Source organism: Halomicrococcus gelatinilyticus, from assembly GCA_024227995.1.
GTDB classification, from domain to species: domain Archaea; phylum Halobacteriota; class Halobacteria; order Halobacteriales; family Haladaptataceae; genus Halomicrococcus; species Halomicrococcus gelatinilyticus.
The window spans coordinates 2466718-2483308 of record CP100465.1 but is presented as its reverse complement, the minus strand read 5'-3'; the positions used below and the strand labels follow the sequence as shown (position 1 = coordinate 2483308).

At 63.8% G+C, this 16591-nt stretch carries 15 protein-coding genes; 6 read left to right on the top strand and 9 right to left on the bottom strand.

Going from position 1 to position 16591, the window contains the following annotated elements; genetic code table 11:
• Nucleotides 1-5: 5 nt before the first annotated feature.
• The gene (locus tag NKT36_RS13150) at nt 6-782 is read right to left on the bottom strand and encodes a CBS domain-containing ParB/RepB/Spo0J family partition protein (protein ID WP_327053394.1); all 777 of its coding nucleotides are present in this window, start codon (nt 780-782) and stop codon (nt 6-8) included.
• 265 nt (nt 783-1047) lie between these two features.
• On the opposite strand from NKT36_RS13150, the gene NKT36_RS13145 reads away from it, so the two are divergent.
• Nucleotides 1048-1776, top strand: coding sequence for an NAD(+)/NADH kinase (locus NKT36_RS13145; protein ID WP_327051508.1), 729 nt, complete (start codon nt 1048-1050; stop codon nt 1774-1776).
• A 56-nt stretch (nt 1777-1832) separates the two neighbouring features.
• Nucleotides 1833-2267, top strand: coding sequence for a DUF7313 family protein (locus NKT36_RS13140; RefSeq protein ID WP_327051507.1), 435 nt, complete (start codon nt 1833-1835; stop codon nt 2265-2267).
• 236 nt (nt 2268-2503) lie between these two features.
• Here the strand turns inward: NKT36_RS13140 and NKT36_RS13135 are convergent, their stop codons facing one another.
• The 4 genes from NKT36_RS13135 to NKT36_RS13120 form a co-directional block, all read right to left on the bottom strand.
• Nucleotides 2504-3655, bottom strand: a complete 1152-nt coding sequence (locus tag NKT36_RS13135) for an NAD(P)/FAD-dependent oxidoreductase (RefSeq protein ID WP_327051506.1) — start codon at nt 3653-3655, stop codon at nt 2504-2506.
• A 256-nt stretch (nt 3656-3911) separates the two neighbouring features.
• Entirely contained in the window at nt 3912-4340 is a 429-nt protein-coding gene (gene lrpA1 / locus NKT36_RS13130; protein ID WP_327051505.1) for an HTH-type transcriptional regulator LrpA1, read from the bottom strand.
• A 130-nt stretch (nt 4341-4470) separates the two neighbouring features.
• Nucleotides 4471-5406, bottom strand: coding sequence for a thiamine pyrophosphate-dependent enzyme (locus NKT36_RS13125; protein ID WP_327051504.1), 936 nt, complete (start codon nt 5404-5406; stop codon nt 4471-4473).
• Nucleotides 5407-5408: 2 nt separating this feature from the next.
• Complete coding sequence (locus tag NKT36_RS13120) at nt 5409-7298, bottom strand: 2-oxoacid:acceptor oxidoreductase subunit alpha (RefSeq protein WP_327051503.1); 1890 nt, start codon at nt 7296-7298, stop codon at nt 5409-5411.
• A 287-nt stretch (nt 7299-7585) separates the two neighbouring features.
• Here NKT36_RS13120 and NKT36_RS13115 point away from each other — a divergent pair, with 287 nt between their 5' ends.
• Both NKT36_RS13115 and NKT36_RS13110 read left to right on the top strand, forming a co-directional pair.
• Nucleotides 7586-10966 (top strand): PKD domain-containing protein, encoded by a 3381-nt coding sequence (locus NKT36_RS13115; protein WP_327051502.1) that lies wholly within the window; start codon nt 7586-7588, stop codon nt 10964-10966.
• 36 nt (nt 10967-11002) lie between these two features.
• Nucleotides 11003-11941: a hypothetical protein gene (locus NKT36_RS13110; RefSeq protein WP_327051501.1), complete on the top strand. Its 939-nt coding sequence runs from the start codon at nt 11003-11005 to the stop codon at nt 11939-11941.
• Nucleotides 11942-11944: 3 nt separating this feature from the next.
• Here NKT36_RS13110 and NKT36_RS13105 read toward each other — a convergent pair whose 3' ends face one another.
• Both NKT36_RS13105 and NKT36_RS13100 read right to left on the bottom strand, forming a co-directional pair.
• Nucleotides 11945-12157 (bottom strand): hypothetical protein, encoded by a 213-nt coding sequence (locus tag NKT36_RS13105; RefSeq protein ID WP_327051500.1) that lies wholly within the window; start codon nt 12155-12157, stop codon nt 11945-11947.
• Nucleotides 12158-12160: 3 nt separating this feature from the next.
• On the bottom strand, nt 12161-13195 hold the full coding sequence (locus tag NKT36_RS13100) for an Mrp/NBP35 family ATP-binding protein (protein ID WP_327051499.1): 1035 nt from the start codon (nt 13193-13195) through the stop codon (nt 12161-12163).
• Between the two features lie 172 nt (nt 13196-13367).
• On the opposite strand from NKT36_RS13100, the gene moaA reads away from it, so the two are divergent.
• Nucleotides 13368-14336, top strand: a complete 969-nt coding sequence (gene moaA / locus NKT36_RS13095; protein WP_327051498.1) for a GTP 3',8-cyclase MoaA — start codon at nt 13368-13370, stop codon at nt 14334-14336.
• A gap of 90 nt (nt 14337-14426) precedes the next feature.
• On the opposite strand, the gene NKT36_RS13090 is transcribed toward moaA, so the two are convergent.
• The gene (locus NKT36_RS13090) at nt 14427-15209 is read right to left on the bottom strand and encodes an FAD-binding protein (RefSeq protein ID WP_327051497.1); all 783 of its coding nucleotides are present in this window, start codon (nt 15207-15209) and stop codon (nt 14427-14429) included.
• A 106-nt stretch (nt 15210-15315) separates the two neighbouring features.
• On the opposite strand from NKT36_RS13090, the gene NKT36_RS13085 reads away from it, so the two are divergent.
• The gene (locus tag NKT36_RS13085; RefSeq protein ID WP_327051496.1) at nt 15316-15846 is read left to right on the top strand and encodes an SRPBCC family protein; all 531 of its coding nucleotides are present in this window, start codon (nt 15316-15318) and stop codon (nt 15844-15846) included.
• A 9-nt stretch (nt 15847-15855) separates the two neighbouring features.
• On the opposite strand, the gene NKT36_RS13080 is transcribed toward NKT36_RS13085, so the two are convergent.
• On the bottom strand, nt 15856-16587 hold the full coding sequence (locus tag NKT36_RS13080; protein ID WP_327051495.1) for a fumarylacetoacetate hydrolase family protein: 732 nt from the start codon (nt 16585-16587) through the stop codon (nt 15856-15858).
• Between the last annotated feature and the right edge of the window lie 4 nt (nt 16588-16591).

Genomic DNA, 16591 nt, shown 5'->3' with positions numbered 1-16591 from the left:
CGGAACTACTGCAGGCGCTTCGTCGTCTCGACCAGCGGGTGGCGGGCGTAGTCGACGACGTCGATGTCGTCGATGGTCTCCAGCCCCTCCTTGCGCGCCGTCTCGGCCATCCCGAGTTCGACGCGCTCGTTCGTGAGGATGACGTATGCGTCCATCTCCTCGATGTCGAGGCGGTCGGCGGCCTTCGCGCGGTGGTGGCCGTCGGCGAGCAGCGTGGTGTCGCCGTTCTCGATGACGACCAGCGGTTCGGCGAGGCCGTGTTCCATCTCGTAGACGCGCCCCTCCAGTTCGTCGGCGTACACCCGACCCTGGGTCGGCGTGAGGTCGGCAAGCGGCACCGTCCGGCGCTCCTGGCGCACCTCGGTGTCGTGGATGGATTCGAGCGTCCGCATCAGCTTGCTCACCTTCCCCGGCGTCACCCGCTCGATCTGGCTCCGGATGACGTCCGTGTTGCTGATGATGCCGACCAGGTTGCCGGCGTCGTCGACGACGGGGAGCTTCTGGATGCCCGACCGCAGGATGACCCGGGCCGCGTCGTCGACGTCCATCTCGGGATGGGCGACGATGAGGTCCTGTGACATCACCTTGAAGATGGGCTCCTGTTCGTCGGCCAGAAGCAGGTCGCGCGCGCTCACGAACCCCTCCACGCGCCGGCCGTCGCAGACGGGGAAGCCGTTGTGGCCGTCGCTCTCGGCGATCCGTCGCGCGACCGCTTCCACGGTCGCGTCGGGGGAGACGGTGGCGACGTCGCGGGTCATGTACTCCCCGACCTGCGCCTTCATGTCCTCCGTTCCACCGTCTGACGCGGCGCGGTGCGTCCCGGGGCTCCCGGGCGGTGTGCGGCGATCGTCGGACTCCTCCGCCTCGTCCATGGAGGCAGCGACGGGAGCAGAGGCAAAAAGCTTCCCGACCCGTCGTGGCGTCTCGCTTCCGGCCGACGACGCCCTGACCGAACTGGCCGCCACTCGACAGGTCGTCCGCATCCTTTTCAATCCCCGGCGAGCAAGTTCGAACGATGAGCGACACGGTGCATCGGGAGGCAGTGCGATGAGGGTCGGAGTCGTCGGTGAGTCCGACATCGCGACACGAGTGGCCGAAGCGGTGCGTACCGCCGGCGAGGCGGTCGAACGCGGGGACGCGGCGGCGGTCGACGACGCAGCGGACGTCGTCGTCGCGACAGGCGAGTCGGCGGTGCTGGACCTCGTCCGGGCCGGCGTCTCCGCACCCGTGCTCCCGGTCGCGACGGGGCCCGGACTGGAGAGCGTCCCCGGACCGGCCGCCGAGAGCGCGGTTGCGGCCCTGCTCGACGACGGGTGGGCCACGACCGAGCGGCCGCTCCTGTCGGTGGCGGTCGACGGCGAGCACGTCGCCGACGCGCTGCTGGACGCGACGCTGGTCACGAGCGAACCCGCCCGCATCTCCGAGTACGCGGTCCGGACGGAGCGCGGGACGGTCGCGCAGTTCCGCGCCGACGCAGTCGTCGTCGCGACGCCGGCCGGCAGCACTGGCTACGCGCGCGACGCCGGCGGCCCGGCGGTCGAACCGGGGACGGGCGTCGTCTCCGTCGTCCCCGTCGCGCCCTTCGCGACCCACGTCGACGACTGGATGCTCTCCGGACCGGTGACGCTGTCGGTCGAGCGCGACGAAGGAGCGGTGTCGCTGTACGTCGACGACCGCGAGCACGGCGACGTCCCACCACGGACGACCGTCGAACTCGGATTCGACGGCGCGCTGACGCTGGCGACGGTCCCTGACAGCGAGGGATTCTTCGGGTAAGGCAAACGCGACCGAATTGGAAAGAATATAATACGCCACCGCTCTCAGTTTCGCACATGCAACCGCTATCGCTGCTCGGGCCCGTCGACGTGCTCGAGCCCGTGGCCGGATACCTGGTGCTCGCGCTCGTGCTGGTCAACATGGGTACGCGGTGGCTCGCGTTCCGTAACTACCGCAAACAGGCGAACGACGAGGACCGCGAGGAGGTCAGTCGCTGGATTCCCCACGAGCTGTCGAACCTGCTCCTCGTGCTGGTGTCGTTCTACTACCTGACGCTGCACCACCACGCCGGCATCGTGCTCTCGACGCTCGTGCTCGGACTGTTCATCACCGACTTCTTCGAGGTCGAGGCCCGGTCCGTCGAACTCCGCCGGGACGTGCCGCTCGACCGCCCGACGGCGGCCATGGTGGCGTCGTTCGTCGTGTTCCTCTACGCGGCGTACATCTCGGTGTTCTTCCTCGTCAAGGACTACTGGAACGCCGTCGTCTGAACGGCGTACTCCTTCTCGTTCTCCCCGACCGTCGAGTGGCGAGACGCGGTGCGTCCCCATCTCTAGCGACTGCAGCGTCGGCTCCACGTTCCGGCCGGCCGTCCAGAAACGGCTCCCGCAGGAGTCCGAGACGGAGCCCGTAGAAGTCGCGTCACGCGGAAACGGCGTCGAACCAAACGTCGGTCGAGAGCGAACGAGGTGCGATCGAAAAGCAGCGAGCGAGGGCGGTCGTCGGCTTACAGCGAGTCCCAGGCGTCGACGGCGCGGCCCCAGGACGTCATGTCGGCGATCCATCGCGCGGCGATGGCCTTCTTCAGCGTCTCGGCCGGCCACGAGTTGAAGGTGTTGAGCGGGACGACGGGGACGTCGTGGGCGACCGCCTCGTCGCCGATGGAGATGACGGTCCCCTTGTCCTCGTGGGTCCACGTCGCGAGCGGCTGACCGCGGATCTCGCGGGCGATGTTCTTCCCGGCGACCTCTGCGGCCTGCCACGCGGCCTGCGCGGTCGGCGGCGCGGGGTTGTCGCCCTGGTCGACGATGGCGCAGTCGCCGATGGCGAACACGCGGTCGTCGCTGGTCTGGAAGTTCGCCTCGGCGGTGACGCGGTTGTGCTCGTTGTCGAGGCCGCAGTCGTCCATCGCTTCTCGGCCCGTGATGCCGCCGGTCCAGAGGAACACGTCGTAGTCGAGCGGTTCGCCCTCGTCGAACTGGATCTCCTCCTCCGTGGCCTCGGTGATGGGGTCGCCGGTCAGGATCTCGACGTCCTTCTCCAGGAGGTGCTTTTTGACCGTGCCCTGGAGTTCGGGGTCCTGGCCGGGCATGATCTCGTCGAGCGCTTCGACGAGGTAGATGTCGATGGGGGCGCGGTGCTTGTCGCGGTACTCCGCGACCTCGCCCGCGCTCTGGATGCCCGACAGCCCCGCGCCGCCGATGACGACTTTTGCGGGGTCGTTGCGCGACGCCTCGCTGGCGGCGTCCGCAACGGCCTCGTGGATCTCGAGCGCGTCGTCGAGGCTCTTGAGCGTCAGGGAGTTCTCGTCGAGACCGGGGATGCCGTAGTAGGCGGTCTGGCTCCCGAGGCCGACGAGCAGGTAGTCGTAGTCGACGTCGTCGCCGTCAGCCAGTTCGACGGTCCGCTCGTTCGTGTCCACGCCCGTGACCGTGCCCTGGACGAACCGCGTGCTGGGGGACTTGATGTCGCTGACGGGCAGGGTGATCTTGTCCTTCACCCGGGGGTCCCGGATGACGCGATGGGCCTCGTGGAGGACGAGATGATAATCGTTGTCGGAAACCCAGGTGATCTCCGCGTTGGGTAGCTCTTCTTCGAGCTGCTTGATCGCTCCGGCGCCGGCGTACCCGGCACCGAGCACGACGACCTTCGCACTCATACGCGCATCTCGGGAGTCATGCGATACAAAGGCTTTGAAACCCCGTCCCCAATGCGAGTCATTGTCTCGCTGCCGGCGGTCAGGTCGGCGCCCGAACAGGTCTGTCGGTCGTTATCGCGGTGAGCACTGACGGGCACACTGCGAGTACGAGGGCCAGAACGACGTGCGAGAGGCAGAGCGGCGTACGAGAGACAGAGCAACGGACGGAGACCGGTGTCCTGGACCCGGGGAGCGGCTGCCGAATCGACGCCGCGTGCTACTTGAGGCGCTCCTGGAGGAACGACGGGTGGGCGGCGGTGACGCCGTCGATGGTGAGTATCTCGTCGCTGATGACGTCGCCGAGCGCGTCGCCGTCGGGGGCTCGAACCTCGGCCATCAGCATGTGGTCACCGCTGCAGGTGTACAGCGTCTCGACGTCGTCGAGTTCCTTGAGCGCGCGCGTCGCCTCGACGTACTGCTCGCTGGCGACGTCCATGCCGACGAGCGCGATGCTCTGACTGGAGAGCTTCTTCGGGTCTATCTCGGCGGTGTAGCCGACGATGACGCCCTCGTCCTCCAGGCGGTCGATGTACTTCCGGACGGTGGGTTTCGAGACGTCAGCGCGTTCGGCGATCTGTGCGTACGACGCCTGGGCGTCGTCCTCCAGGACGCGGAGAATCCGGTCTTCGGTCGATTCGGTGCTCATTGCTACTGGAGTGTTTCCCGCACAGGAAAAAATATCTTGCGAACTGTTAAAGACATTGTCGACCGGAGAAACGTTGCGCGAACCGACACGAAGTGACGGCGAGAACCGACGCGGAAGGACGGTGAACGGGCTACTTGTGCCGGTCGAGCAGGTCGTAGCTGCGCTCCCAGTCGTAGTCGTCGTCGAAGTAGCGCTCGGCCAGCGGCGTCTCGGGCATGTCGCCCGTGGACTGTTTCTCCTGCTGGTAGGACGGACGCTCGTCGTCGACGTAGAACCGACCGGTCAGCACCGTCCCCTCGTACAGTTTGTCCTCGACCTCGTGCATCATCTCGGACGCCTCGCGACGGTCGTTGACGTCGAAGTCGTAGTCGTCGCTGTCCTGCACGTCGACGTACGGGACGTACTGCTTGGCGTCCTTGTTCCACGTCGGGCACTGCGTGAGGAAGTCGACGTGGGCGAACCCGTCGTGTTCCATCGCCTCGGCGAGAATCTCCTTCGCCTGGTTCGGGTTGACCGCCGCCGTCCGGGCGATGTACGACGCTCCGGAGGTCAGCGCCAGCGAGAGCGGCCGGATCGGGCTCTTGGCGTTGCCCCGCGGCTGGGTCTTCGACTTGTGACCCTTCGGCGACGTGGGCGAGGTCTGGCCCTTCGTCAGGCCGAAGATCTCGTTGTTGAACACGATGTAGGTCATGTCGTGGTTCTCGCGGGCGGTGTGCATGAAGTGGTTCCCGCCGATGCCGTACCCGTCACCGTCGCCGCCGGCGGCGACGACCTCCAGGTCCGGGTTGGCCATCTTCGCCGCGCGTGCGACCGGCAGCGCGCGGCCGTGGATGGAGTGGAAGCCGTAGCTCTGGAAGTAGCTCGACAGCTTCCCCGAACAGCCGATACCGGTGACGAGCAGCGTCTCGTCCGGCGACCGGCCGACCTCGGGCATCGCCTGCTTCAGCGCCTTCAGGACGCCGAAGTCGCCACAGCCCGGACACCACGTCGCCTGCGGTTCGAGTTCGGGCGTGAACTCGTTTCGGTCGATCTCCCGTTCCTCACCGATTGCGTTGAAAGCACTCATTGTCAGTCACCCGTTGCGGATTCGATGCGCGTGTTGTAGCCGCCCGTTTCGACGCTGCCCTCGATCCGGGTCTCGAACCCGTCCACGACCTCGGCCGGTTCGAAGGGGTTGCCGTCGTACTTCAGCAGGCTGTACAGCTTCTCGCCGTACTGGCCGAGTTCGCCCTGGACGTGTCGACGGAACTGCGCCGACGCGTTCATCTCGACGACCAGCGCCTCGTCGACGTCGGCGAGGAGGTCGCCCACCTCCGCCTTCGGGAACGGCTTCATGTCGCTGATGTTCATCGACGCGACCGAGTGTCCGTCCTCGTTCAGGCGGTCGACCGCCTCCTCGACGCTGCCCTTCATACTGCCGAAGCTGAGGATGGCGTAGTCCGGGTCGTCGGCACCGTAGACGGTCTGGAAGGACTCGTCCATCGCGTTCAGGTCCTCGCGGATGGCGTCGAGCTTCGACATCCGGCGGTCCATCTGGTTGACGCGGTTGTCCGCGTCCTCGCTGATGTGACCGGCCTGATTGTGCTCGTTGCCGGAGGCGAGGAAGTTCCCGCCCTTCTGGCCCGGCAGCGAACGCGGGCTGACGCCGTCCTCGGGGTCGTGGCGATACCGCTGGAACCGACCCGCCAGTCGTTCCGCGTCCTCGAGGTCTTCCTCGGTCACGACCTTTCCGATGTCGGGGTTCGGCTCCTCGTCGAACACCGACTCGGGGACCGTCTCGTGGCCGCCCGAGAGCTTCTGGTCGTACAGGACGATGGCCGGAATCTGGTACTCGTACGCGATCTCGAACGCCTTCCGGGTCTGCTCGTAGGACTCCTTCGCGTTGCCCGGCGCGAACACGACGCGGTTCGAGTCGCCCTGGCTGGTGTAGAGGACGTGTTCGAGGTCGCCCTGCTCCGGCTTGGTCGGCATCCCGGTGGACGGCCCTGCGCGCATCGCCTCGACGAGCACGACGGGCGTCTCGGTCATCTCCGCCAGTCCGAGCGGCTCGGACATGAGGGCGAACCCGCCGCCGGACGACCCGCTCATCGCCTTCGCGCCCGCGTGGCTCGCGCCGATAGCGAGCGAGGCGGCCGCGATCTCGTCCTCGACCTGCTCGGAGATGCCACCGAGGTCCGGCAGGTTCTGGGTCATGATGGTGTACACGTCGGTCCACGGCGTCATCGGGTAGCCGGAGATGAACCGGCAGCCCTCGTCGATGGCGCCGTAGGCGATGCCGTGACTCCCGGAGATGAGCACCGGCTCCTCGTCGTGGGTGCTCTCGGGAACGGTCACGCCGACGTCGGTCTCGTAGTTCTCCAGGACGTCGTTGTAGGCCTCCTCGAGGATCTCCAGATTCGGCTCGAGGATCTTGTCGGGCATCGCCTCGTCCATCAGTTCCTCGACGGGGTCGAGCGGGAGCCCGACGATGGCGCAGGTCGCCCCGACGCCGGCCGTGTTCCGCATGACCTCGCGACCGTGCTCCTTGGCGAGGCCGCGCAGGTCGAGGTCGTACACGTGCCAGTCGTTCTCCTCGACGCGCTCGTCGAAGTTCGGGATCTCACTCGCGTCGAGCAGTCCCGAGTCGTAGACGATGACGCCGCCTTCGCGGAGCTCGTCCAGGTTCTCCGACAGCGGTTTCACCTCCTCGTTGTCGTAGTACGCCTCCTCCTGGGGGTTGCGTGCGAAGCTGTCCCCCAGTGCGAGGAGGAAGTTGTAGTTGTCCCCGCGCGACTTCACCTCGTCGTCGCTCGCCCGGATCTCGACGTAGGTGTGGCCACCCCGGATGCGCGAGGGATAATGTCGATGCGTAAATACGTTCAGCCCCGATCGCATCAGGGCCTTCGCGAAGTTCTGGCTCGTCGAGTCGATTCCGTCACCGGAACCACCTGCGATTCGCCAGATAAGTTCGTCTGTCATAATTGGAACTCCTGGCCTCCCTGGCCTTGGCTACAGTTGCATCGCTAGGAGGTAAAGCCTTTGCCATACATTAGCAAGGAATGATTGTTATAGATGGCTTCTAGCCGGTGGTTTCGGCGGATACAGTTCTGGCGACGAAAGTTTTTCGGCAACCTTTGCCCCGCCATCGTCGTCAGGACGATCGGACCCGTCGTTGCATCCAGTAATCGACACCAATCACCGGGCAATTTTCCCACAATCGTGGCGAAATTTTATAAGATAACGGGAGATTAAACCCCGCTGACACCATGAAGATAGTGGGCGCGAGCTTCGCGGCGCTGGTACTTCTCGCTGCAGCGATGAGCCTTCCAGTGGTCGCGGCGAACGAAGCACCGCTCGCAGACGCCGGACTCGACCAGGACGTGTCGAAAGGAACGACGGTCTACCTGGACGCGACCGGGTCGCGCGACCCTGACGGACGAATCGAACGGTACGACTGGTCGATCGAGACGCCTTCGGGTGGGACCACGGACCCCCGCTGTGGCGACTGCTCGCGGACGCGATTCGAACCGAACGCAGTCGGCACCTACGCGGTCACGCTGACCGTGACCGACGACGACGGTGCGACGAGCACCGACACGTTCTACGTCACCGTCTCGCCAGGGGAGCCGCCGTCGATGGACCTCTCCGGACCGCAGACGACCGTCACCGGGAATTCGAACACCTACACTGCGACCGCCGAAGCAGGAGCGGCGTCGCTCGCGTACGTCGTCTGGTCGGTCGACGGTACTGAAGTTGCGAACACGTCGCTCTCGGGCGTCCAGGGTGTCGACACTCTCACCCGGACGTTCCCGGCAGCGGGGAACAAGACCATCTCCGCCACGGTGGTCGACGTCGACGGACAGCGCACGACCGAGACGATCTCGGCGTCCGTGTCAGCCCCGGCCAGCCCCTCGCCCGATCCGCCGACGGACCGTCGAACGAGCGCCGAACGGTACTCCCCGAACGTCCAGGGTGAGGACGTCGTCACTGGAGCGACCCCGCTTCGCGCGACCTACCGAATCACTGGCGGGGGCGGGTCCATCACGTTAGTCGAGTGGATGGCTAACTCCAGGATGATCGGGACGGGAGAGATGATGACGACGACCTGGAAGCCCGGGGACCACTCGCTCTACGCAGTCGTGACCTACGCGGACGGGTCGACCGACGTCGCACGGTTCGGTGACGGCTCGACGACGGTCGTCGCCGATCCGAAACCCGAGGTGAACCTTACCTCGCTCGACCAGCACGACGTCATCTCTGGGACCGGCGTGGGAACCGACGCGTACGGGAACCTGATGTCGGTCACTGTCAAACTCGACGGTGGCGTCGTCGGTCGCTCCGGACTGAGTCTGAAACGAGGCGAGGTACTACGTCGGAGCCAGGAAGTTCAGTTCAGTCATCGCGACTTCGAACCCGGCAAGAGCTACGAGCTGACCGTCGTCGCGGTCGACGGCCGCGGGCAACGAACAACGGTAACGAAGACTATCGAGCCGACGAAGAGCCCCGACATCGTCGAGGCCGGGTTCGTCAACGGCCCCGTCGATTCGTACCACGAACGCATCGACAGGGATCGCTACGCGGCGCACCACCGGATGAAGATCGACCTGAACGGGATGGACGCGTCGGATGTTGTTGTCGGATACAGCCACACAAAGAATCAGACACACAATCTTCCTTCAATGCGTCATGAGCATGTGAAAGAGAACCTACTAATCATACATACATATTGGGCTGCTAATAAACCAGGAGAATACCAGATTGGAGCGAATATTCACAGCAGACATAATAAAGAAGGTGTAAAAAAGAAAGCTTCAGTTTTTGAAGTTACACCGAGTCCGCCTGAAATGCGAGCAGAAGTGATAGATGATGGAACACCGGAACATTACCCACGAAGATGGGGTCTCGTAGTTGACGCTGGTGCCTCATTCGACCCGGATGGGACGAGAATTAGATACGCATGGAGTACTGGTGCTACACCAATAAGTAAGGATAATTCTACTGCTAAATTTACGCATACCCAAATTGTTGATCTGACGATTAAAGACGGGAATAATCAAACTACCTCAAGAGACTTCCATTTCCTCGACCGATATGTACCAAGAATACAGGATGTGAAAGTAATAAACGACACCAAGTTTAAATCAACAGATGACGTAAGAATCAAAGTGAAGACTCGACAATATCGATTCCCCAAAAATCGCTACCACAAAAAATTTGGATTAGGTATTGACGTCGAAGGTGCAAGCGGAGATGTGGTCAAATGGGAGAAGAAGATAATCAACGAAGAAAACGACTCCGTCCATATAGACGACCCACGTAGATACGTGGGAATATTGGAAGTGGATGCATCAGATTTGGCCGGCAATATCAAAGACCCCAGCGTCCGCGTGTTCAATGAGAAACATCACGCAACAAGCAAGGAGGTCGATCTACCTCACGTTACTGTTCTTCGTCGGTATGGGGAAGTTTGGAGGAACACTACCATCGAAAACGTCGAGTATCTAGTCAAACGGCCAATCTACGACTGGGTCTCCACTGACTCGCCCACCGAAAAAGAGAGATTCCAGAACGAGGGCTACTCCGTGGTCGACAAAGAGCAGCAAGGACGGGAATACCTCATCGAAGAACGCGTGAAGGTTAGCGACGCGAAGTATCGAACGGTTACGAGATCGTTCGAGAACCGGTGGCGGATGGAGAGTTTCGTCGACCAACATCGGAAGTGGTCATCAGCGGGAGCGACCTCGAGAGAGGTGACACGAACGGTGACCGAAACGGCGTGGTACGACTCGAAGTCCGGTCGTGGGACGTTCACTGGAGAGACGCGCAGGGTGAAGACCGAACCTGCAGAATACCGGAACCTGAAACAGTTCGCGTACGAACGGGACATCAGGAAGACGGGAACGCGGACGGTCACCAAGACGAAAGAGGTCACAGTAACGAGAACCGGGACGAAGACGGTTCGCAAGTGTCCGCTCCCGAATCTCTGCTACGACGTCGAAAAGAAGACCACATACCAGACGACGGTCGAGAAGACGTACACGACCACAGAGACGTACACGTATACGGTCTCTCGCACCGAGACGTACTGGGCCACTCGAAAGACGGGCGGGGACCACTGGGCGACCGGTAAACGAAAGCGGGTCAAGGTGAGCGACGCCGAGTACGAGACGCAGTACCGCTACCAGTACACCCACGAGGTGACCGAGACGATCCTCCGCTACGAGGCAACGAAACGGAAGAAGATCCGGGACGCGCGATACGAGTGGCAGAAGAAAACGACCTTGGATAGCTTTTCCGATGCGCAGAGTCTCGCGCGGACTGACGGATACCGAATTGGTGGAACCGAGCCGAAAATCCGGTGGACACTGAACAAGCCCAAAGGAACGCAGACCAAGCAGGTTCCGGTGTATCTGAAGAAAGACGAGGTCGTGAAAACCTATGCCACCGTCACAGGCGACGTCAAGGAGAAGTTCGTCTACATCGGGGAAGATCGAACGAAACTGGTCGACCTGGGTGAGCGGACTGTCGATGAGACGTTCTACGGAAAGATGTCCCGAGAGGAGATACGAGAGAAGGCAGGTGAATTTGGTGATGAATCCGATACCGATGGACGGTGTCTGGAAGGAGGTGGTTGCGTCACTGGCTAGAAAATTTTATTAAATATAATATTAGAATAATATAGTATGAAGGGTGAGATACTGAGTTTGGTCGTCCTCTATTTGGTTATCACGGGTACAACAGTTGGACTTGCAGATGAGAAAAGCAAAGAAGGGAGTTGCGTAGTAAATTCTGAAGATAATACAACTATTAAATCAGAATGGGGATCCTGCATCACCACTAGTATTGACACTAAGGCGAACAAACTACTATTGTTTGTACAGAATCCATCCCATCAAGACATACAAAATGATAGATTGGTGGTGGGAATAGACGATCGGCGGGTCGCTGCTGTATCGTACAACCTATCCGCGGATGAGCGATGGACGAAGACAATCAACGTATCCCGCCATCTCGACGTCCTGAAGGACAACCACACGGTCACCGTGTCGACCTACGGTAATGCGACTCAATTCAATTTCACGAGAGAAATCGACGCCTCGAACACTAGTCTCCCAAAACCCCACATCACAGACGTCCGAATAGCCGAGGGAACGATCGAAGACGAACCATCGTCCGTCGCGTACGTCACGATCGTCAATCCATCCATCCAGTTGTACGCATCCAAGCTGATGGTACACACCGAGGAGACAGACGGGAGTTTCTACGTACCTGCCGTGCAACCGCACGAGTCGAAAACCGTAAAGGTCGAACTCCTCGACGATCGCGGTGAAAGGATAGCCGGCGAGGCCCGCCTGTACACGAAGAACCTCTCCGGAGAGGAGGGCGCCCTCGACCAGGTCGAGTTCGTGGGACGGGCGGGCGAGAATACGACGGTCTGGAACGAGTCGTACGAACCCGTTCGCGGACCGTGGCAGGAGAAGAACACCTACTCGTACGAGAACGAGACGTACTCCAAGAGCGTCGAAGAGAAGGTCAGCAGCTACGAGGTCGAGGGAGTCCCGGTCGTCTACGTCGTCGCCGGACTGCTCGGGGCACTGTTGCTCGCACGCAAGTTACGGTGACGGTCACTCCTCTTTCGTCCGGAGAATCTCGCGCATGTTGACGTAGATGTCGCGCGGCGTGGTCTCCTCCTCGGCGTCGTAGAGGTCGCTCACGCGGTAGAGCAGCGCGGCGACCTGCTTGCTCTCGCTGCTGTCGCCGCGGACGTCGTCGGCGATGTCACGCAGCGTGGCGGCGCGCTCCGGGTCGGGGTCGAACGATTTCGTCTCGCGGGGCATGAGTCACTCCTGCTCGCGCCGGTTGAGGACGCCGACGTTGTTGGCGACGTTCTCGGTGAGGACGCGGAACGCGTCGCCGGTCTCGCTGTCCTCGTCGAGGACGATCGGTTTGCCCTCGTCGCCGCCGGTGCGGACGGAGGGGTCGATGGGGATAGCGCCGAGGAAGGGCATGTCGTTCTCCTCGGCGAACGCCGCGCCGCCGCCGCGGCCGAAGATGTCGTGTTCGCTGCCGCAGTCGGGGCAGCGGAACGTGCTCATGTTCTCGGCGATACCGAGGACGGGGGTGTCGTGCTTGCCGAACATCCGGAGTCCCTTGCGGGCGTCGTCGAGGGCGACGTCCTGTGGCGTCGTGACGATGACAGCGCCGGTGACGGGGACGCTCTGGAGGAGCGTCAGTTGCGTGTCGCCGGTACCCGGGGGGAGGTCGACGACCATGTAGTCGAGCTGGCCCCACTCGACGTCCTCCCAGAGCTGGGTGAGCACCTTGTGGACCATCGGTCCGCGCCAGATGACGGGGTCGTCCTCGCCGACGAGGAAGGCCATGCTCATGAGCTTCAGTCCGTACTTCTCTGGTGGGATGAGCTTCTCCTCCTCGGTTGCGTGAGGGTGTTCGTCCGCGTCGACCATCCGGGGCACGTTCGGCCCGTAGACGTCCGCGTCGAACAGCCCGACGCGCGCGCCGAGCTGGGACAGGCCGGCGGCGATGTTGACGGCGAGCGTGCTCTTGCCGACGCCGCCCTTGCCGGACGCGACGGCAATGACGTTCTTCACGCCGGGAAGTATCTGTTCGTCCGGGGGGACGTCGTCCTCGACCCTGGCGGAGAGGTCAGCCTCGAGTCCCGCCTCGGCGAGCACCTCCCGGACCTGATCGGCGATCTGGGTCTCGTTGGGGGCGTACGGCGCTCCGAGCGCGAGCGAGATGCTTGCCGTCTCACCCTCGACCGTGACGTCGTTCACGAGCCCGAGTGAGACGATGTCGTCGCCCAGGTCGGGGTCCTCGACCTCGCGAAGACGGTCGCGAACGTCGGCTTCGTCCATGCCAACGACTAGGAACCGACTTGTCGATAAGGCTTGTGAAGCGTGAAGTCGACGGCCGACCGAAGCAGGAACGGGCAGGAGTTGCGCGCCCGTCGTGGCGTAACCGCAGACGGTTACATCTGGGGCAGGTCCGTCAGCGAGTTTAAGAAGGTTCGTGCGAAAGTAGCTGACAATGCTCGAAGATTCGTTCGGGCGCGAGGTCACCGGGGTCCGCGTGTCGCTGACCGACCGGTGTAACTTCGACTGCGTCTACTGTCACAACGAGGGACTGGGGGACACGCGCGGCCCGATGGAGCCGCAGGACGACGAGATGAGCGCGGACGACGTCGTCCGGTTCCTCGAGATCGCGCGCGAGTTCGACGTCGGGAAGGTGAAGTTCACGGGCGGCGAGCCGATGCTCCGCGAGGACCTCGAGGAGATCATCCGACGGACGCCCGACGAGATGGAGGTGTCGCTGACGACGAACGGGACCTTCCTCCCCGGGCGCGCGGAAGCGCTCCGGGAGGCGGGGCTCGAACGGGTGAACGTCTCGCAGGACGCGCTGGACCCGGACGACTTCGCGAAGGTGACCGAGAGCGGGGCGTACGAGCAGGTGCTCGCCGGGGTGAAGGCGGCGGTCGAGGCGGGGCTCGACCCCGTGAAGCTGAACATGGTCGTGTTCGAGGCGACGGCCGGGTACGTCCCGGAGATGGTCGAACACGTCGCCGAGAACGACGGCCTCCGCCTGCAGCTCATCGAGTACATGCCGGAGCTCACCGGCAACCCGGAGTGGGCCATCGACATCGAGCGGGTCCACGACTGGCTCGAAGAGCAGGCCGACGAGATAGAGATACGGGAGATGCACGGCCGGCGGCGCTACTGGGTGGACGGCGGCATGGTCGAGATCGTCGACCCCGTGGAGAACCCCGAGTTCTGCGCAAACTGTCACCGCGTGCGCGTCACGCACGAGGGATACCTCAAGGGGTGTCTGAACCGCAACGACGACCTCCGGTCGATGGGCGAGATGACGAAAGAGGAGATCAGGGCGACGTTCCGCGAGACGGTCGCCAACCGCGTCCCCTACTACGGCGAGTACATGGTCCGGAACGGCGACGGCGAGTGGGAGGTCAACGACGAGTACGTCGACGTCCCCGAGGCCTGAACGCGACCCGAAACCCGAACGTGGAACCCGAAACCCGAACGTGGAACGGCCGTCCCTCGTCGCGGTCGCCGTTTCGAAATCCGCTGCCGACTACTCCTTGACGTCGCCCACGAAACTCGGGTGCGGAACGGGCGTCTCGTCCTCCCACTCGTCGAGGTAGGTTCCGAGGCGGTCGTGGGCGCGGCGAGCGCGACGCCGTCGTTCTTCCTCGCTGATCTCCTCGCAGCCCTTCGGAACCTCCCGGCCGCGATTGGTGAAGTACCCCTCCGGCGTCACCCAGTCGTGGTAGAAGTCGGGGTCGGCGTCCTCGACGACGGTGATGCCGACCTGCGAGCCGTGACCGGCGGCGACGATGGCCTGGTGGTACCGTTCGGCGAGGCGTCCGGCAGCGTACAGCCCGTCGACCCCGGTTCGCCCGGCGTCGTCGACGGGAACGTACCGTTTACTCCCGGAATCCACGAGGTCGACGTCGAGCGGGTCGAGGTAGTCGGTGTCGGACCACGAGGCGGCGACGACGCGGGTCGCCTCGACGGTGCCGTCGTCGGTCTCGACGGCGAAGCCGTCGTCGGTCCGGGTGACGGCCAGCGCGCGCGACTCACGGTGGCCGCACCCGGCGCGTTCGACCTGCTCCTCGAGCATGAGACAGAACAGCCGCGGGTCGATACCAGCCGGGAAGCCCGGGAAGTTCTCGAGGATGGCGTTGCGCTGGAGGATGGAGACGCCGTCCTGGAGGACGAGCGTGTCGAGGTCGGCGCGGGCGGTGAACAGCGCCGTCGAGAGGCCCGCGACGCCGCCGCCGACGACCACCACGTCGCCGGACCACCGTCGCTCGTTCGACGGACCGGCGTCGCCTGCGTCGTCTGCTTCGGTCATGGAGTCTGGTAGTCGGCGGAGGGGTACAAACTGCTCGATTCGTTCCGGGGACGGTGGCGGTCCGGACGCCAGAACACTTATTTTCGGACGCTCGCTACTGAATACCGTGGACAACGTCGAACTCAGCACCGTCGTCTACGTGCCGCCGGAGGAGGCCTACGAGTTCCTCATCGACTTCCCGGGGTACGCGAACTACTCGAAGCATCTCGCCGGCGTGACACGGCAGGGCGACGGCGGCCCGGGGACGGAGTACGACATCCACCTCCGGTGGTGGAAACTCAACTACACCGTCCGGTCGAAGGTGACGAACCTCGAACCGCCCCACCGCATCGACTGGGAGGTCGTCAAGGACCTCCACGCTCACGGCCACTGGTACGTGGAGCACGTGCCGGACGAGGCCCCCGACGGTCACGAGACGGCGTCCCGCATCTACCTCCTCATCGAGTTCGACGCGTCGACGGCCGACTCGGGGATGCTCGACCTGCCGGCGTTCGTCTCGCTCGGCTGGGTCGTCGGCAGGGTTCGACCACTGGTGCTAGACGAGGCCGAGCGCGTCGTCCAGCGCATCGTCGCCGACCTGGAGGGGGAACCGCGCGAGGTCGAACTGGAGTTCCACGAGACGCCCGAGACCGTCTGATCCTCTCGACTACGGAATCCGGACGTCGTGGGTGAGCGTGCCGACGCCCTCGACCTCGACCGCCACGCTGTCCCCGTCGTCGAGCGGGCCGACGCCTGACGGCGTACCGGTCAGGACGACGTCGCCCGGTTCGAGGGTGAGGTAGGCCGTTATCTCTTCGAGCAGTTCCGGCACCGAGAAGATGAACTCGTCGCGGGAGGACTTCTGGCGGACGTCGCCGTTGACGCGCAGGCGGACGGCGGCGTCGTCGGGCACCTCGTCGGGGGTCGCCAGCACGGGCCCGAGCGGGCAGGAGTTGTCGAACGCCTTGCCGCGGACCCAGTTCTGCTCGCGGTCCTGGTCGTCGCGGTTCGAGAGGTCGTTCGCACAGGTGAACCCGGCGACGGCGTCCATCGCGTCCGCGGCGTCGAGGTTCCGGCACTGTTCGCCGACGACGACGGCCAGTTCGGCCTCGTGGTCGATGCGCTCCTTCCCGGCGGGAAGCGTGACCGTAGACCGGTGGGCCGAGACGGTGTTCGGCGGCTTGAGGAACAGCAGCGGCCGGTCCGGGACGTCCTTGTTCCGTTCGGCGGCGTGGTCGGCGTAGTTGAGGCCGACGCAGACGATCTTCGAGGGGTCGGACGGCGCGAGGACGTCGACTGCTTCGGGGTCGTACGTCTCGCCGCCGAAGGCGATGCCAGCGTCGGTCCACTCGCCGGTCCGCACGGAGCCTGCGGGGTCGCGGAATCGTACTCGTCGCATACGG